Genomic DNA, 18,324 nt, shown 5'->3' with positions numbered 1-18,324 from the left:
TGCCAAGTGGAAGCTTGTAGATGCTAAAACAGATGATCAGAATTATTCGCTACTTTAGATGTATGGATATTTTAAGCCTCTTTTATACAAAAAACTCCCTCTCTGAAAATTTTAAAAGAGAAGTTCAGGATTTTGCTGGAAACCTGAAAGGAATCCTGTACTTGTAAAAACCATTTTAATCAATCTGCGTACATTTTTTGTACATTGTGAAAAAATGATTACCAAAGATCAAAAAAATATCATTATTGAGGTTTTGCAACCTTTTACCCCTAAAATGATCGGCATTTTTGGTTCCTTCGCCCGAAATGAGAATAAGGAGAATAGTGATTTGGATATTCTGGTAGAATTCCAGAATACAGTAAATCTGCTGGATATTATCGGAGCTGAAATGAAATTATCTGAATTGTTGAATCTTAAGGTGGACCTTATCACCACAAAAGCCATTTCCCCACGATTGGTCCCTCGAATTGAAAGCGACTTACAGCAAATATTTCCTGATGAAGGATAATGTAGTTTACCTTTACCACATCTACGATTGTATTGTTAAAATTCAAAAATACACAGACAACATTTCCCTGGATGAATTTTTGAGCCAATCAGTCATCCAGGATGCGGTTATTCGAAACTTTGAAATAATTGGAGAGGCAACAAAAAATCTTTCCTCTGAACTAAGAAGAAAATATCCTGATATCGAATGGAAAAAGATTGCTGGAATGAGAGATAAATTAATCCATGATTACCTTGGTGTGGATCTATGGGCCATTTGGGCTGTTGTGGTCGATGTTATTCCTGAATTTAAAATTAAAATCCAGGATATCATTAACGAGGAGAGTTAAACCTATAAGGGCTAATGTCCCCTGCTATGTCCGCTGCCGCAGGCCCGTCAGAAAATAACTCATCAAAAACATTGGTGTCGATAAAAACCCGATCAACGGTCATAGTTGCGCATTTTCTCAATGGCCCGCTTATGAACCCGCTCTTTGCTATCGGATCTATCGGCTTTCAACAAACCCTTCAGTTCTGCTATTTCATCCGAAATCACGAAGTCTTCCTGCTCCATAGAAGCCTCCCTTTGTATCAGGTCACGAACATATTGGGATAAATTTTTTTTAGACCTTTTGGCCATTTTTTCCAGAAGTTCTCTATTTAATGATAAGGTAACTTTTTCTGTTGGAGTGGACATCAGCGTATATGGTATAGTATTAAATAAATATACCACTTTTTTCATTTTTCTGTGAAACACAGTATCCTTTAGCTTTTCTCCCAGGTAAAAAGAAAGGTTTTCAGAGAACCCTATATCCAGCATCCAGGTGATCCGTGCTATACACATCCTGGGAAATCGGTGCCATTCCTCGTTGGGTGTAGTTTTTAACTACATCCCTAATATACCCTGCCATATGTAATCATAGGCATTTGCAATGCCGGATCTTAAAGATAGATGGTAAAACATCATTATTTAAAACGTGCAGATTTAGCCATTGCAAATGGCTTTCTGGCTGGTATTATCTGTTTATTACAACGAAGATAGTACTCACACATTATCAATTCTTTTATCTGTGTTAATCTAAGCTATCTGTGGTGCAACTTTTTTATAAGTCTTTAAGGATTATCCTCCATCTCCCCAAACCAAACTACCGCATACTGCTTGTAAATGCCAACTCCCATGGCTTTCCAGGTCGCTGCCTTAAACGGAGGCAGGTTTGCCAGTACGGCATGGTGACCCGGGCTTTCTATCCATACCTTCAAGGCCTCTTCGGGAGCGGCAGCGGCGGAATGCCAATATGCGATCTCATAGCCCGGACTTTCGTATCCGGCTATTTCCTTCGGTTTATCCCACATGCATTCAGGGTTTTTGTGATTGTCCCGGTAGCAACAATCTTTCCAGGCACCCTTGTCGGACCAGGAGTGCAGGTTACAGCGTCTGTTGGGTTGGTAATTTTCCATCAGATCCCGGGCATGAGCCTTGGCCACTTTACTTAAGGCCAGAGAGTGTGGAACGGCAGGCAAGCCCCGGCCTTCCCGATAGCCGTTGATGGCTTCAAAAAGTTGGCTTTCCTCCACTGAACCCTGAAAATAGTTCGAATCGCTGGCGGCAAGTCCCCCAAAACAAAACCACAAAAAAAGGCTCAAGTATGCTGTCATCCCCCTATCTAATTTGGTAGAGATAACGGTCGCGGGGCATTAATGTTATACACAAGCAAATTTGTTTCATTCTATATCAGCGGTCTTTATATACGGTTTTTTTTCGTATTTTAGCCCTTCAATTGAATCAGGCGTTCATTTTTAACGAAATCAAAACATAATGAGTGACAAAACCCCAAAAATTCTTTATACCCTTACAGATGAGGCACCGGCCCTGGCTACCTATTCTTTCCTGCCCATCATCAAAGCGTTCACCGATTCGGCAGGCGTAGTCGTAGAAACCCGGGACATTTCCCTCTCCGGAAGGATCATTGCCACCTTTCCGGAATTTTTAAAGGCCGATCAGCGAATCAACGATGCCCTGGCGGAGTTAGGAGATATTGCCAAAACAGCCGAAGCAAACATTGTCAAACTACCCAATATCAGTGCCTCCCTGCCCCAATTAAAAGCAGCGATTAAGGAACTGCAATCTCAGGGATACCCGCTTCCGGATTACCCAGACGATCCTAAAAACGAGCAGGAGAAAAACATCCGGGCCAAATACGACAAAGTAAAGGGCTCTGCCGTCAACCCGGTTTTAAGGGAAGGAAACTCTGACCGACGGGCTCCGCAGGCAGTAAAGCAGTTTGCCAGAAATAATCCGCATAGCATGGGCAAATGGGAATCAAGTTCCGATACCCATGTTTCCAGCATGAAAGAGGGTGATTTTTATGGAAGTGAAAAATCACTCACCATTCAGGAAGCTACTTCGGTAAAAATAGAATGGACCTCGGAAGACGGCACCAAGAAGGTTCTAAAAGAAAAGCTGGACCTGCAGGCTGGCGAGGTAATTGATGCCGCCGTTTTGAGCACCGGAGCCTTGAGAAAGTTCCTTCTGGAACAGAAAGAAGAAGCAAAGAAACAAGGGGTATTGTTTTCGCTGCACCTGAAAGCGACCATGATGAAGGTATCCGACCCGATTATCTTTGGGCATGCGGTAACCGTCTTTTTTGCACCCGTATTTGAAAAACACGGCGACACCTTGAAGCAGTTGGGTGTTGATCCCAATAATGGATTTGCCGCCGTGGTGTCCGCCCTGGACCAATTGCCTGCCGATAAGAAGAAGGCCATAGAAGCAGACATTGAGGCTTGTTATGCCGAAAGCCCCGACCTGGCCATGGTCAATTCAGATAAAGGCATCACCAACCTGCACGTGCCCAGCGATGTGATCATTGATGCTTCCATGCCTGCGATGATCCGTACCAGCGGCCAGATGTGGAACAAAAATAACGAACTGCAGGATGCAAAGGCCATCATTCCGGACCGCTCTTATGCGGGTGTGTACCAGGAAACCATAGATTTTTGCAAAAAGAACGGAGCCTTTGATCCTACCACTATGGGCTCGGTTCCCAATGTGGGCTTAATGGCTCAGAAAGCGGAGGAATACGGGTCTCACGATAAGACCTTTGAAATCCCAGCGGACGGAACCGTAAGTGTCAAGGATATGGATGGAAAGATACTTCTGGAACATCCGGTAGAGAAAGAAGATATTTGGAGAATGTGCCAGGTAAAAGACGCCCCCGTTCAGGATTGGGTGAAGCTGGCAGTTAACCGTGCAAGAGCCACCGGAGCTCCTGCTATTTTCTGGCTGGATAAAGACAGGGCGCATGATGCGGAATTGATCCGAAAGGTAGAAAAATACCTGAAAGACCACGACACCAGTGGATTGGACATCCAGATCATGTCTCCGGTGGAAGCAACCAGATTTTCTCTGGAAAGAATCAAGGCTGGAAAGGATACCATATCCGTTACGGGAAATGTGCTGCGGGATTACCTCACCGATTTGTTTCCCATTCTGGAGTTGGGAACCAGTGCCAAGATGCTTTCCATCGTTCCGTTGATGAATGGCGGAGGATTGTTTGAAACAGGCGCAGGCGGATCTGCTCCCAAGCATGTGCAGCAATTTGTAGAAGAGGGACACCTCCGTTGGGATTCATTAGGTGAATTTTTGGCTCTTGCCGTATCACTGGATCATTTGGGAGATACTTTCGATAACAAACGGGCAAAGGTCCTTGGCAAAACCCTGGACCAGGCCACAGCCAAATTCCTGGAAAAAGGCAAGTCTCCTTCCCGAAAAGTTAATGAATTGGATAACCGAGGCAGTCATTTCTACCTGGCCATGTACTGGGCTGAGGCATTGGCCAATCAAGAAGATGACGAGGCTTTGAAAAAAATATTTGGTCCGGTAGCCAAAGAGATGGTAGAGAAGGAAAAAGCCATCAACGAGGAGCTGATCGGGGCTCAGGGAAAAGCCATGGATATCGGTGGTTATTACCGGCCCGATGGAGAAAAAACCTCAAAACTAATGCGTCCCAGTGCTACCTTGAATAAGATACTGGAATCCATAATAGCTTAAATTTATAACGTTCTTTTAATTGCTTACGCACCAAAAGCCGCTGATTTCAGTGGCTTTTTGCGTTTATATAGAAAAACCAGGAGTAATGGTGCTGAATGGGTATTGTTGTAACGGGCTCAGAAAACTTCCTGGTAATAACGTGACCGTTTACCCTTACGTATCCGAATCCCCCTTACTAAGGGGGTGCAGGGGGATTTTTTACCAAAATGAAAAATCGATCGAGAATTATACTATTAATCTTTAAACCAATTTTAAAGAAAAGAACCCTGGAATTTTAAGCGATAATTTTTAAATTATTTCATGCGATTTGTCCCTTACAACAAGAATTTGAAAGAATTCTCAAGAGAATTGAGATCTCATGCTACCCTTTCCGAAGTTTTACTTTGGCAAAAGTTAAGGGCAAGTCAATTTCGAGGGTATGCTTTCAACAGGCAAAAACCGCTGGGAAATTATATTGTAGACTTCTACTGCAGGAAATTGCAATTGGTAATTGAGATTGATGGGGATAGCCACTTTTATGCTGAATCTGTCGTAGAGGATCAAAAAAGGCAATTGATTTTGGAAAACATGGGCTTATGTTTTCTCAGGTTTTTAGATAACGAGGTTAAGAAATCCATGCCTTTTGTTCTTCAGGAAATTGGTGCATTTATGGATGATTGGGAAGATAAAAATGGGGCTCCTCATACAGGTTTTTGAGCTAAACATTTAGAAATGCTCGTAAAAATCCCCCTGCGCCCCCTTAAAAAGGGGGAATTGCTGACATGCCAGTTTAAAATTGTATTGCTGCCATTGCAACGGGCTGAGCAAATCCTGCGGTATTTCCGTGCTTGTAAATCCTTACGTTTTCAAATCCCCCTTACCAAGGGGGAAACAGGGGGATTTTTTACCAAAATGGAAAATGGATGGCGAAATATTATTTTCATTCCAATAAAAAAAGCCGCTGAAATCAGCGGCTTTTTTTATTCTTATAAAATTCTAAAATTACAAACGCTTAATTCGGATATTTCGGAACCAAACATCATCTCCGTGATCTTGAAGGGCTATTTTCCCCTCTTTAAATGTGGCGAAATCTTCCCATTGGGCAAACTTACTTTCGGCCACCATGGCTTTCCATTGATCATCCCAAAGGGTGGTTTCTACCGTCTTCACGCCATTTAAGAAAAACTGCAACTGACCGTCCTCTACTACGATTTCGGTTTTGTTCCATTCTCCTACCGGATTAGCAGCTTCCTCAGTGGATTCGATCAGGTCATACAGGTCTCCGGTACGATGCGTTACAATTTCTCCATCCGGGTGGCCCTCATTATCCAGCAACTGGTATTCAGGGCCGGTAAAATAAGGAGCTCCATATTCACCGTTGTCCTGCACGTGGAACATGATTCCGCTGTTTCCATTTTCCGCAATTTTCCACTCAATCTCAAAATGGAAATCACCGAAGGTCTCCTTGGTTACCAAATCACCTCCACTGGCTCCTTCTTCTTTCTTTTCAGAATTAAAATAAAGGACCCCATCTGATGCTTCCCAGGCCTCTCCAGGCTGGTCTTTACCATAGCCAGTCCAACCCGTAAGGCTGTTGCCGTCAAATAAACTAATCCATTCTTCTTCTGTCACAATAATTTCTTCTATCGTTTCTTCAGAAGCGGTGTTATCCTGAGAGGAAGGGCCACAGCCCCAAACTGCCAGTGAACACATCGCCAGTGATAAAGACACTTTGTTCATAAACTTATTTCTTTAGCAATAGTACGTACTTTACCATGTCTTCCGCATCCTCTTTAGACAATGCCGGATGAGCTGGCATGGGTATTTCACCCCAAACGCCCACGTTACCAGCGATAACCCTACTGGCAAGCATTTCTACATTCTCATCGGTAGATTCGTACTTCTCTGCCACATCAGAATAGGAGGGACCTACAATTTTTCGTTCGATCATGTGGCAACTTGGACAGTCGTTTTGCTTCATCAACTCCACTCCCCGTATGAAAATGGGATCGTCTTTATACTTTTCCTCCAGACTGATTTCCTGAGCAGGCTCAGGGGCCGGAGGCGGATTAGAAGAAGAAGTGGACTCGGAGTTGTTGCTACCAGAACCACCACAAGATACGGCCATCATTGAACCCGCAATGAGGGCCAGGCTTAACTTAAGATTTAACTTCATTGTTTGTTATAAAATAGATTAATTGATTCCTAATATTTTTTTGTTCAACCCTTCGTCGGCTCCCGTAGAGGCAAAATCATCGAATGTTTTTTCCGTAACCCGGATGATTTTTTCACTTATAAATTTAGCCCCTTCGATGGCTCCGTTTTCAGGGTGTTTCAACGCGCATTCCCATTCGAGTACAGCCCATCCATCAAAGCCATATTGTGATAATTTACTGAAAATCGCATTGAAATCTACCTGTCCGTCTCCAAGGGAACGGAACCTTCCGGCTCTTTCTACCCAACTGGAATAGCCTCCGTAGACTCCCTGCCTACCGGTGGGATTAAACTCCGCATCTTTGACGTGAAACATTTTGATCCGATCTTTATAGATATCGATAAAAGATACATAGTCTAGACATTGTAAAACGAAATGGCTGGGATCGTATAGGATATTTGCGCGTTTGTGGTGATTTACTTTTTCTAAAAACAGCTCAAAGGTAACCCCGTCATGCAGGTCTTCTCCGGGATGCAACTCATAGCACACATCTACGTCGTATTTATCAAATTCATCAAGGATGGGAAGCCACCTTCTGGCCAATTCTTCGAAACCAGTGTCCACAAGACCGGCAGGGCGCTGGGGCCATGGATAAACCGTGTGCCACATCAGTGCCCCACTAAACGTAGCATGCGTATTCATTCCAAAATTTTTGGAGGCTTTGGCGGCCCACATCAGTTGCTGAACGGCCCATTCCTGCTTCCCTTTCATATCTCCGGCTAGTTCGGCAGGAGCAAACGCATCGAATAGTTCGTTATAAGCGGGATGAACCGCCACCAATTGCCCTTGCAGGTGAGTCGAAAAATCAGAAATCTCCACACCCGCTTCTTTCACGGTATCTTTTATTTCCTGCACATACTCCAGGTCTTCTGCCGCTCTCTTCAAGTCAATCAGCCGGGCATCCCAGGTGGGGATCTGAACGGCTTTGTAACCAATACTGGCAGCCCAGGTACAAATATCTTTCAGATTATTAAAAGGTGCGGTATCATCCGCAAATTGAGCCAAAAATAAGGCGGGTCCTTTAATGGTTTTCATAAGGGTTATTATTTTTTAAAGTTCAAATTTAGTCCATTTTTCATTAGATTTCCCACTTTTCACTACATGTTCCACAAAAGCCATGCCCCGGAGACCATCTTCAGCTCCCGGGAAGTCTTCCCATTCCGCTTTCGGAGTCTCCCCATTTTTTCGCGCATACAAACACCGGGCAAAGTTACGGTATAAGTTGGCAAATGCCTCCAGGTAACCTTCCGGGTGGCCTCCGGGAGTACGCAGATTTTCCATGGCATTGGAAGACAAGTAAGGAACGTTTCCGCCCGTACGGTAAATCTGATCAGGAGCTTCCGGATGCCTAACGATAAGGGTGTTAGCATTGTCCTGTTCCCATTCCAACCCTGCCTTATTACCAAACACCCGGATTTTAATATTGTTTTCGGCACCGGTGGCTATCTGTGTGGCCATCAGCACGCCCGAAGCACCGCCATCAAATTTGAGCAACACCGCTCCGTCATCATCCAGGGTTCTGCCGTCTACCACAATGTTCAGGTCTGCACACAATTTGGTCAGTTTCAGGCCGCTCACATATTCTGCCAAATTAAAGGCATGGGTACCGATATCCCCCATGCAATTGGCAATGCCACTTTTAGACGGATCAGTCCGCCAAATGGCCTGCTTGTAGTCGGTCTTTTCCAGAGAGGTCCACAACCAGCCCTGCGGGTATTCCACATATACTTTTCGAATTTCTCCCAAAACCCCTGTAGCAATTATGTGACGAGCCTCTTTTACCATGGGGTAACCTGTGTAGGTATGGGTCAGGCAAAACAATAGCCCGGTTTCTTCGATGATTCTATTAAGTTCTTTAGCTTCCTGGTAATCAAAGGTCATGGGCTTGTCCAACACCACGTGAAAACCATTTTCCAGGGCTTTTTTGGTGGGATCAAAATGCACATGGTTGGGGGTAACGATGGCAACGAAATCGATCCGCTCTTCTTCCGGCAATTGTTTTTCCTTTTCAAACATTTCGTCATAAGAACCGTAGACGCGGCTCGCAGGTAGAAATAACTCCTTTCCGGTTTCTGCGGATTTTTCAGGACTACTGCTAAAGGCTCCGGCAGCAAGTTCTATTATACCGTCCATGGCCGCGGATATTCTATGTACCGCCCCAATAAAGGAGCCCGGACCACCACCGATCATACCCATTTTAAGTTTTCTGTCGCTCATTATTCCAATCTTTGGTTTTTTGGTTTTTAAAGTTCGGTTTTAACATCTATATTTCTAAGAAGATAGGAGAAATATCACCGGCTCTCAGGGGCTATTCTGCCCACCGAGATGTGGCTCCCCTCCTTTCTGAAGTGATAAATTTACATTAAATTGGCTTAAATTTAAATATTTCCTAGAATAGTTTGAAGTGCGGTAAAAGCCGCTTTCCTCCCGAAAAAACGAAATCCCGTTACAACATGACAACTACCAACCGATTTAAGCTTTCACTGATGATGTTTCTGGAGTTTTTTGTCTGGGGCTCCTGGTACGTTACGCTGGGTACTTTTTTGGGAAATAACCTGGAAGCAAACGGTGCCCAGCTTGCGGCTGCTTTTTCCACGCAATCCTTTGGAGCCATCATTGCTCCTTTTATCATTGGGTTGATTGCAGACCGTTTTTTTAATGCAGAAAAAATCCTCAGCATCTTGCACCTGCTGGGAGCACTCCTGCTGTTTCTCATGTTTAGAGCAGACAGCTTTGCCACCTTCTATCCCTTTGTTTTGGCATATATGTTAATCTACATGCCTACCCTGGCCCTAGCCAACTCGGTGTCCTTTAGTCAAATGAAGGATCCTTCGAAGGAATTTAGCAGCATTCGAGTATGGGGGACCATTGGCTGGATTGCTTCCGGTTTGATGATTAGTTATTTCTTCATTTGGGACAGTCCGGGAGCTATCGGGGAGGGATTGCTCCGGAACACCTTCCTGATGGCCTCCATTTCTTCACTGGTTCTTGGCCTGTTTGCTTTTACGCTACCAGCCACTCCTCCTGCCACTAAAACCGGCGAAAAACAGTCGGTATCCGAACTTCTGGGATTAGATGCCTTAAAACTACTGAAGGACCGGGATTTTGCCATATTCTTTCTCTCCTCCGTATTAATCTGCATCCCACTGGCCTTTTATTATCAAAATGCCAATCCCTTTCTGTCCGAGGTAGGTCTTTCTAATCCTACCGGCAAAATGACCATCGGGCAGGTCTCGGAAGTGCTTTTTCTACTCCTTATGCCCTTCTTTTTTAGAAAGTTTGGCTTGAAGACCACGCTGATTGTCGGCATGCTGGCCTGGGTGGTTCGCTATGTTTTCTTCGCTTTTGGAGATGCCGGAGAGGGAACTTACCTGCTGATCATTGGCATTGCCCTGCATGGAATATGCTATGACTTCTTCTTCGTTTCGGGACAAATTTACACCGATTCGAAGGCCGGACCGCGATACAAGAGTGCCGCGCAGGGACTGATCACGCTGGCCACCTATGGCATTGGCATGTTGATAGGCTTTTGGATTGCCGGAATCGTTTCGGATGTGTATTTTGATGGCGAAATTCACCAATGGCAAAACATCTGGCTTATCCCAGCAGGAATCGCCCTGGCCGTTACGATCTTCTTCATACTTTTCTTCAAGGACAACGACTTCAAAAGGGCAAATGAGTTGCGACGCGATAAGAAAAACATTCAGCAATCCAGGGAGTTATCTACAGAGTGAAAAGAAAAGCACGTAATTTAGAGTATTTATAAATAGCTGAATTGAAAAAGAGGAAAAGGAATAAATCAAACGGTTTCTTTAAAAATATCAATATTATTGCAATACCTAAAATAAACAATTCAAGTATATGGCTAATCAAAGTTATGACGCTATAGTCGTTGGTTCTGGAATCAGCGGCGGATGGGCGGCGAAAGAACTCACGGAGAAGGGTCTTAAAGTCCTTCTTCTGGAAAGAGGTCCTGACGTAAAACACGTGCAGGATTATAAGAATGCTACCAAGGCCCCCTGGGAAGTTCCTCACAGAGGAAGAAGAACCATCGAAATGTTGGAAAACCATCCCAATTTACGGAGGGATTACGTGCTGAATGAACTCAATCTGGACTGGTGGGCCCATGAAGACGATTCACCTTACATAGAAAAGAAACCTTTTACCTGGTTCCGGGGATATCAGGTCGGAGGACGTTCCCTTCTTTGGGGAAGACAAAGTTACCGCTGGGGAGATATCGATTTTGAAGCCAACGCCAAGCAGGGGATTGCTGTGGATTGGCCCATTCGGTACAAGGACCTGGCTCCCTGGTACAGTTATGTAGAGAAGTTTGCCGGCATCTCCGGAAACAAGGACGGTCTGGAAATACTCCCTGATGGGGAATTTATGCCTGCTATTCCTTTAAACTGTGTGGAAAAAGACGTCGCCGACCGGTTAAAAAATCACTTTGGTGGTTCCAGGTTGATGACCAACGCCCGGGTGGCAAATATCACGCAACCCCTACCCGGTAGGCCTGGCTGTCAGTACCGGAATAAATGTTCCTTAGGTTGCCCCTTTGGAGGCTATTTCAGTACCCAATCCTCCACCCTTCCGGCGGCAGTAGCCACAGGCAATCTTACATTAAGGCCCTGGTCTATTGTAACCCGGGTGATCTATGACAAAGACAGCCAAAAAGCTACCGGAGTGGAAATTTTGGACGGGGAAACCAACGAGACCATAGAATTCGATGCAAAAATCGTATTTCTTTGTGCTTCGTCATTCAACTCCACTGCTGTATTAATGCGTTCTGCCACAGACATTTGGCCAGAAGGCCTGGGAAGCAGCTCAGGAGAATTGGGACATAATGTGATGGATCACCATTTTCGCTTAGGAGCAAACGGTACTATCGAAGGGTACGAAGACAAATATTATTTTGGAAGAAGGCCGGGTGGATTTTACGTTCCCCGCTACCGAAATACAGGCGATGAAAGCCGGGATTACCTTAGAGGCTTTGGGTACCAGGGAGGTGCCAGCCGACAAGGATGGAGCCGCACCGTGGCCGAATTGGATTTCGGAGCACCATTAAAGGCCGAACTTACCGAGCCAGGAGCCTGGACCATTGGAATGACGGCATTCGGAGAAATCCTCCCTTACCATGACAATACCATCAAGCTCAGTAAAACCGAGAAGGATAAATGGGGGATGTATGTTTTGGAAATGGATGCAGCCATCCGGGACAATGAAGAGAAAATGCGGGTGGACATGATGAATGATGCCGCAGAAATGCTGGAAGCAGCAGGGGTGAAAAATGTGTCTACCTATGACCGGGGATATACCTTTGGACAGGGTATTCATGAAATGGGTACCGCACGGATGGGAAGAGATCCCAAGTCCTCTGTTTTGAATGGCAACAATCAGGTATGGGATGCCAAAAATGTCTTTGTGACAGATGGTGCAGCCATGGTTTCCGCCGCAGCCCAAAACCCTTCCCTGACCTATATGGCCATGACTGCCAGAGCAGCAAGCTTTGCTGTGGAAGAACTGAAAAAAGGAAATTTGTAAATCCCAAAAAGAAATCGTTATGACTGTAATGAATAGAAGAGAAGCCCTGAAAAGTGTGGTGCTCATGATGGGCGGCACCATGGTCGGGGCTAACGTCATCCTGACCGGATGCGCCCCCGAAAAACAAATAGAAGGACTGGATTTTTCCGAAGAAGAACTCGCATACATGGATGAAATCGGAGAAGCAATCATTCCGGAGACGGATACGCCGGGTGCCAAAGCAGCGGGTATCGGCTCCTTTATGGCCATGATGGTCAAGGATACCTATACGGAAGAACAGCAAAAGTCCTTTATCAATGGCCTGAACAGCTTGAAAAGCGATTTCAAATCAGAAACCGGAACAGCCTTTATGGATGCCGAGGTAGCCGAAAGGACTGCTTTCTTAAATAAGCTTAACAAGGAGGCAATGCAGCAAAATTCCGAAGAAAACACAGGCTCTAATTATATTCTTATGATCAAAGACCTGACCTTACTGGGATATTTCACCTCAGAAGTGGGTGCCACTCAGGCCCTGCGCTATATGGAGACTCCCGGCCGGTACGACCCTTGTATGGAATATAAGAAGGGAGATAAAGCATGGGCTATTTGATTTGACCTGATGGAAAGGATTTAATACTTAAAGGCCCGTCGTACTGACGGGCTTTTTTTGTTTCCTTTATTAACCACAATCGCTAGGTCAATGATAGCTTAGACTTGGTACAAAAGTCATCCGGGACCAACAAACGATCTGATTTCAGATTTGTGAAATGGCTCCATTTTGAAAATGAAAAACAATACCATGATTATTTGAATCAATATTGATTTATCTCATTCCTTTCAAATTGACCGATATCATTTGTAAAACCGATCACCACCATTCATCCAGATAGGCTAAAAATCGTTTTGAGAAGCAGCTCATAAATGGCTCTTACGGCTCCATAGTGGCTCCATGCTCACCAAGCTTTTCTTCCGCCTGTTGGGCCAGTTCTCCTAGCAGGTGTTCGCAGTTGATGATTTTTTCCAGCAGGTCCTGGGGCAGGTAGTAATACTGATTGGAAGCCTCAAATCCTATTCTGGAATCCGCCCGGGCCAGGGCATGCAGTTGCACGGCACTGTGGATTTCCATCTCCAATAAGGTTCGGAGTTGTCTGTACACAAAAGGGTCGGGATTTTGGAGCCACTGCTCTCTGAAAAGGATGAAACGGCCTTGTTGGGCCACCGAAAGAAAATGCAGGTAGGCCGCCTTGGCAAGGATCAAATCCTCGGCAATCTGGGCGTGCTGCGTTCCGACTCCGGGTATATGCAGGGCTTGTTGAAATAGATTCAGGCCCTTTTTCCACCCCAAAGCCACTTTTTCAAACTGACGAACCAATACCTCCTCCGGGTAAGGTCCGGACCAGCCCGCCAGGTCATCGTAGGGAAAACCCACCATACTGGCAGCATACCCGGTGGGCTTCAGGTACAATAAATTAGAGGGACCATATTGCTGGGGGGCTAAATAGGCCACTTGTTGGTGATAAGGGAATTCCTGAAAGGCTTCGCTAAACGCCGTCCAGGCCTGCCGGATATAGGGGACCGCCTGCCGACCATACCTTTCCCAGGCCAGTTCGTCCAAAACCTGCTCTACCGTGGCATGGGCATTTAATGAAAATTTATGGGCGATTTCCAGATTCGGCGAAGGATAAGAACCCAGCGTCCAACTCAACATGTACCCATCGAGTCCGGCTTTGACCAGATTAGCGGCATGTCTGGCCACCAGGTCCATGACCGGCAACCAGGGCAAAGCAGACAATTCCCAGGTATTGTTAAACTGCACTTTGGCCACCGTTTTTAGCCCGCGCTTTTTTGCTGCCGCCCAATGGCTGCTCGCCCGGGGCCCGGGTCCTACAGCAGAAATGGAGTATTCCGAAACCTGCGTGGAAATGCCACCTCTTTGGATAGGAAGCCCCCATTCGCTGACAGACATAAGCGCCACTTCCGCCGGTAGTTTTTCAATCACATCCAGAGCAGGTCCATGGCCATGCCAACCCCAGTCCCAAGCTATGACACGGGCCTCCGGTTTGGCGCGATGTACCCCTTCGGCGATGACCTGGTTTACCTCGGCAATGATGTCAGCATAGGGCCGCTTGCTACAGCGCGGACAGGTAGCCCTTCCCCCATGTGAGGCGCAATTGGTGAGGTTCTCCGAGGCAGTGATGGTAAATACACCTCCTAATTCCGGAACCTGCTCAAACACATGGGTTAAAGAATGACTGATCCAATCCCGCACTTGCTCGTTGCTGGTACAAAGGGTGGTCAGTCCCTGTTTGCTTATCCCCGCCATTTCGGGCCGGGAGGCAAAAAACCGGGCAGGCATGGCTCTCGGCTCGTTGATATAGAGATAAATGGAAATACCATATTCTTGGGCACGCTGGGCAATCCTCCGAAGATTTTTCAGACGGGTAGCGGATTGATCCCCAAATTCCGGAAAAAGCTTTCCTTCAGGAGCCAGTTGATTTAAGACCACGTGCATCCAGACTCCGTTAACGCCTCTTTCTGCCAGCTTTTGCAGCAGGCCATCCGGAAAAGGGTCGCTTTCCGGGTCCAGTAGGGGATCACCAAATACGCCGAAATAGGAATAAATGAATCTCAGACCTTTCGTTTCAGGATTTATTTTGTTTTCCGGTGCATCGCTATTGTCCATTTTGGCCAGCTGATCGATAAAAGAAAAGCGGGGATCTTCGGGAAGGGGCTCGGTAAGGTGGGCATCCACAATGGCATAAATGGCCGCCGCTTTTTCCCATTCGGAAGCTGAAGGCATGGAATAACTCAGTCGCTCCACCCGGGGCTTTAGCCTTCCGAATTTATGAAATAGGAAATCATCTTCCTTCAGGGCAAACTCCATTTCTTTTTCAGACATCCCGGTCAGCTCCATTAGCTGATCATAAGGTAGCAAATGCCAGTTCCTGCGTAGCAGCGTAATGTAGAGTTGTTTTGTGTAATCAGGGAAAAGCGGACTGGCCTCCTCCAATCCCATAGCCTGGGCCATGTCCCGAACTTGCCAGGGCTCACATTCTAGCAAGGAGGCCATTTTTTCAATCCCAATCAGGTTCCAATTTCGCCAAACAAAGGCAAACAGCCGATTAGGAAAATGGTCAAAAGTGAGGGCCGGTGGATGGCTGCCCCGCGGCAGCATGTCCTGGGCGGGCGCCAAGAAGGGCATGCTCAGAAAATAGCCAATCATGCAAAGGCCTAGCAAACGTTTCATGGGAAACAGGGAGTTTAACGTGCTCCAAAGTAACCAAAAATCTACCATGGGAAAAAGCCCCGTTTTTTGTTTGCCATAGTTTATCGTATTTTTAGAAATACAAGGCCGGAAATCTTTCCGTACTTTTGTGAATTTAGCAATACAACCACATTATTGAAACAAATTAAGGATCTATGACCCTACCCATTATTATTGCCTTGTGTGTGTTAATGCTTTCGGCCTATTTTTTTGACATCACCTCGTCAAAAACAAAAATCCCGCCGGTTATTTTGCTATTTGCGCTGGGATGGGCAGTGAATCAGCTAGCCGAGATCTTTTGGCTCGAGATTCCAGACCTTTCTACTGTCTTGCCCTTTTTAGGGACCCTTGGCCTAATACTGATCGTTTTAGAAGGAGCCCTGGAACTGGATTTTGACCAGTCCAAGGTCTCTTTTGTAGGTCGTACGGTGCTGATCGCAATTATTCCCGTATTGGTCTTTAGCTTTCTTTTGGCATTTGCTTTCGTACAATTTGCAGATGTCAACTTCAAAACGGCCCTGCTCAATGCCATTCCTTTTGGAATTATTAGCAGTGCCATTGCCATCCCTTCTGTCAGTAACCTTTTGGCAAAAAACAAGGAATTCGTTACCTACGAAAGCAGCCTTTCTGATATTTTTGGGGTTATTTTTTTTAATTTTCTATTGGAAAATGAAAAGATTGGCGCTGCTTCCGTTGGATACTTTCTGGGAGAAATCGTAATGATCCTGATCATTACCTTCTTCGCCAGCATTATCCTGGCTTTTCTACTCAGCAAGATAAAACACCCTGTCAAATTTGCTCCCATTATTCTGGTAATTGTCTTGATTTTTGCCATTTCCGAACTCTACCACCTACCGGCGCTAATCTTTATCTTGTTATTTGGCTTATTTATCGGGAATCTGGACCAACTCCGGCACCAGTCAGTGATAAAAAACCTGCATACCAAAAGTTTTAAAAAAGAAATTAAGAAATTTAAGGAACTAACCCTGGAACTTACCTTTCTGATACGGACCTTGTTTTTCCTTGTATTTGGCTTTCTGATTAATACCAGGGAATTGATCAATACCGAAACCCTGATCTGGTCCGTATCCATCACGGTGGCCTTGTTCTTAATTCGGGCAGTGGTATTGCGCTTGTTTAAGATAAACCTGCTTCCGCTGGTTTTCATCGCTCCCAGGGGGCTGGTAACCATTTTGCTCTACCTGAGTATACCGGCAAGTCTTGGTCTGAGCGTTGCCAATGATTCCCTGATCATTCAGGTGATCATTCTTACGTCTCTGGCCATGATGCTGGGTATGTGGACCGCCTCGAAGCCCAAAGACGAAGAAGTGAAACAAAAAACCGCCTGACCAGAGGCTCTGGTAGGCTAAAACAAAAGGGCTATTATTTCAAAATAAGAAACGATCGGAGAAAATAGGAACCGCAGCCGCTACCGTGACATTCCTCTGGCCAATACCGGTAGGATGACTTCCACTTTCCCTCTACGAATTCCATAAATCCGATCATACAGATTAACGACCGGGTCGCAATGAGGGACGATCACCTCTAGTCTATCCCCCACCCGATACACCCGGTTGGCCTGGGAATACGTAACGGTACCGTATTCATCTGAGCCGGCATTGTAGGTAAAATCCGGCTCTCCGATGACGATTCCGCTAGGTTTATTGATTGTGAACGCTTTGGCACCCGAATCGGTGACTAAGCGATGGGGGTGATTGGTATTGATCACGGTGGTCATGACCGTCAGCGAGGGATCAAAATCATCGTATAGCGCATCATTTTGATCACTTCCAATCGCCATATACTGGGCGTCCATAAATAAATAACTGCCTACCTGTACGTCCGTAAACCCCGGTACATCCCCCATCATGTTGTACGTTCCTGTACCAGCACCGCTGAAAATCTCCACATTAAGGCCTGATTTCACCAGGTTCTCGTAGGTTTCCACCACCGGCTCAAAGGTGCGGTCCGTCCGGGCTTTTCGGGGAGCATACCCTTTGACATGCTGGGCACCACCATCATATGCCAGGATTCCCATAAAACGGAGGTTGGGCGAACGATCTACCTGCTGAGCCAGGGCCAGGGCAGGTTTTCCTGTGGGTACCCCGGACCGGTTGATCACATCCAGATCGACGACCACTTCGGCAATAATCCCTGCTGCCCTGGCGGCCTCCTGAAGGTCAGCAGCATTTTGAGGATTGTCCACTGCCTGTATAAATCCGGGGTACTTTTTCCTCAATTGCATGGCTTTTTTAATTTTACCTGGGCTCACGTTTACTCCTGTCATCAGTACATCCGGGATTCCGTTTTCCAACATGGCTTCCGATTCTGACAACTTCGCTGCACAAACTCCCACAGCCCCCGCTTCCATTTGCATACGGGCCAGAGCGGGGGTTTTGTGGGTCTTGATATGCGGCCGCACGCCGATCCCCGATCCCTGAAGCTTTTGATGGACTTTTTTTAAGTTGGATTCCATTACCTCCAATTCCAGACATAAAGAAGGTGTCTCCAATTCCCATTTGGAAAGGCCGATTTCATCGGATTCCATGGTAAGAGCAGGGTTGGCAATACTTTTCCCAGGCAAAAACAAGCTTGTGCCTGCCATTCCGGTGAGGTGTAGAAATTTTCTGCGGTTAAATCGATGCATGGTATCAGTGGTTTAAGAGTTTTCTAAAAATACGGAATATTGCCGAATGGTACACCTTAAATTCCGATTTCTCATCAAGGAGACTGTAACGTAAAAGAAACAATCCGGGTGGTTTGGTAGCTGCCATTTCGGTGCTAGCCACGCATACTATTTACTCTTGT

Annotated in this window: 16 protein-coding genes; 8 read left to right on the top strand and 8 right to left on the bottom strand. The window is 45.9% G+C overall.

Annotation, left to right across the window (positions count from 1 at the left end; translation table 11 throughout):
• The first annotated feature begins 214 nt into the window (after positions 1-214).
• A complete protein-coding gene (locus GJS45_RS14160; protein WP_162342509.1) occupies positions 215-508 on the top strand; it encodes a nucleotidyltransferase family protein in 294 nt (97 codons plus the stop codon).
• The gene (locus GJS45_RS14155) at positions 498-836 is read left to right on the top strand and encodes a HepT-like ribonuclease domain-containing protein (protein WP_162342508.1); all 339 of its coding nucleotides are present in this window, start codon (positions 498-500) and stop codon (positions 834-836) included. Before GJS45_RS14160 ends, GJS45_RS14155 begins: the two co-directional genes overlap by 11 nt.
• 92 nt (positions 837-928) lie before the next feature.
• On the opposite strand, the gene GJS45_RS14150 is transcribed toward GJS45_RS14155, so the two are convergent.
• Complete coding sequence (locus tag GJS45_RS14150) at positions 929-1,183, bottom strand: DUF6364 family protein (RefSeq protein WP_162342507.1); 255 nt, start codon at positions 1,181-1,183, stop codon at positions 929-931.
• Between the two features lie 416 nt (positions 1,184-1,599).
• Positions 1,600-2,142: a CAP domain-containing protein gene (locus GJS45_RS14145; RefSeq protein WP_162342506.1), complete on the bottom strand. Its 543-nt coding sequence runs from the start codon at positions 2,140-2,142 to the stop codon at positions 1,600-1,602.
• 160 nt (positions 2,143-2,302) lie between these two features.
• Between GJS45_RS14145 and GJS45_RS14140 the strand changes: the two genes are divergently transcribed.
• Together GJS45_RS14140 and GJS45_RS14135 are read left to right on the top strand one after the other, a co-directional pair.
• Positions 2,303-4,537: an NADP-dependent isocitrate dehydrogenase gene (locus GJS45_RS14140; protein ID WP_162342505.1), complete on the top strand. Its 2,235-nt coding sequence runs from the start codon at positions 2,303-2,305 to the stop codon at positions 4,535-4,537.
• A gap of 327 nt (positions 4,538-4,864) precedes the next feature.
• The gene (locus GJS45_RS14135; protein ID WP_235954764.1) at positions 4,865-5,233 is read left to right on the top strand and encodes an endonuclease domain-containing protein; all 369 of its coding nucleotides are present in this window, start codon (positions 4,865-4,867) and stop codon (positions 5,231-5,233) included.
• A gap of 285 nt (positions 5,234-5,518) precedes the next feature.
• On the opposite strand, the gene GJS45_RS14130 is transcribed toward GJS45_RS14135, so the two are convergent.
• Genes GJS45_RS14130 through GJS45_RS14115 form a run of 4 tightly spaced genes read right to left on the bottom strand, consistent with a single transcriptional unit; the run spans position 5,519 to position 8,948 of the window.
• Positions 5,519-6,256 (bottom strand): 3-keto-disaccharide hydrolase, encoded by a 738-nt coding sequence (locus GJS45_RS14130; protein ID WP_162342503.1) that lies wholly within the window; start codon positions 6,254-6,256, stop codon positions 5,519-5,521.
• 4 nt (positions 6,257-6,260) lie between these two features.
• Positions 6,261-6,692 carry a c-type cytochrome gene (locus GJS45_RS14125; protein WP_162342502.1) on the bottom strand — a complete coding sequence of 144 codons (432 nt, stop codon included), beginning with the start codon at positions 6,690-6,692 and terminating at the stop codon, positions 6,261-6,263.
• 18 nt (positions 6,693-6,710) lie between these two features.
• Positions 6,711-7,766, bottom strand: a complete 1,056-nt coding sequence (locus GJS45_RS14120; RefSeq protein WP_162342501.1) for a sugar phosphate isomerase/epimerase family protein — start codon at positions 7,764-7,766, stop codon at positions 6,711-6,713.
• A gap of 15 nt (positions 7,767-7,781) precedes the next feature.
• The gene (locus GJS45_RS14115; RefSeq protein WP_202928086.1) at positions 7,782-8,948 is read right to left on the bottom strand and encodes a Gfo/Idh/MocA family protein; all 1,167 of its coding nucleotides are present in this window, start codon (positions 8,946-8,948) and stop codon (positions 7,782-7,784) included.
• Positions 8,949-9,184: 236 nt separating this feature from the next.
• On the opposite strand from GJS45_RS14115, the gene GJS45_RS14110 reads away from it, so the two are divergent.
• The 3 genes from GJS45_RS14110 (at position 9,185) to GJS45_RS14100 (ending at position 12,861) form a co-directional block, all read left to right on the top strand.
• Positions 9,185-10,465: an MFS transporter gene (locus tag GJS45_RS14110; protein ID WP_162342500.1), complete on the top strand. Its 1,281-nt coding sequence runs from the start codon at positions 9,185-9,187 to the stop codon at positions 10,463-10,465.
• 127 nt (positions 10,466-10,592) lie between these two features.
• Entirely contained in the window at positions 10,593-12,272 is a 1,680-nt protein-coding gene (locus GJS45_RS14105; protein ID WP_162342499.1) for a GMC oxidoreductase, read from the top strand.
• 28 nt (positions 12,273-12,300) lie between these two features.
• Positions 12,301-12,861, top strand: a complete 561-nt coding sequence (locus GJS45_RS14100) for a gluconate 2-dehydrogenase subunit 3 family protein (protein ID WP_162342498.1) — start codon at positions 12,301-12,303, stop codon at positions 12,859-12,861.
• A 318-nt stretch (positions 12,862-13,179) separates the two neighbouring features.
• On the opposite strand, the gene GJS45_RS14095 is transcribed toward GJS45_RS14100, so the two are convergent.
• Positions 13,180-15,498 (bottom strand): hypothetical protein, encoded by a 2,319-nt coding sequence (locus GJS45_RS14095; RefSeq protein ID WP_235954763.1) that lies wholly within the window; start codon positions 15,496-15,498, stop codon positions 13,180-13,182.
• Positions 15,499-15,671: 173 nt separating this feature from the next.
• On the opposite strand from GJS45_RS14095, the gene GJS45_RS14090 reads away from it, so the two are divergent.
• Positions 15,672-16,865, top strand: a complete 1,194-nt coding sequence (locus GJS45_RS14090) for a cation:proton antiporter (RefSeq protein WP_162342497.1) — start codon at positions 15,672-15,674, stop codon at positions 16,863-16,865.
• An 80-nt stretch (positions 16,866-16,945) separates the two neighbouring features.
• Here GJS45_RS14090 and GJS45_RS14085 read toward each other — a convergent pair whose 3' ends face one another.
• Complete coding sequence (locus tag GJS45_RS14085; protein ID WP_162342496.1) at positions 16,946-18,163, bottom strand: DSD1 family PLP-dependent enzyme; 1,218 nt, start codon at positions 18,161-18,163, stop codon at positions 16,946-16,948.
• Positions 18,164-18,324: the final 161 nt, after the last annotated feature.

The organism is Cyclobacterium salsum (genome assembly GCF_010119245.1).
In the GTDB taxonomy this organism is placed as follows: domain Bacteria; phylum Bacteroidota; class Bacteroidia; order Cytophagales; family Cyclobacteriaceae; genus Cyclobacterium; species Cyclobacterium salsum.
The sequence above is the reverse complement of the archived record's forward strand: the minus strand, read 5'-3'. Positions and strand labels throughout refer to the sequence as shown.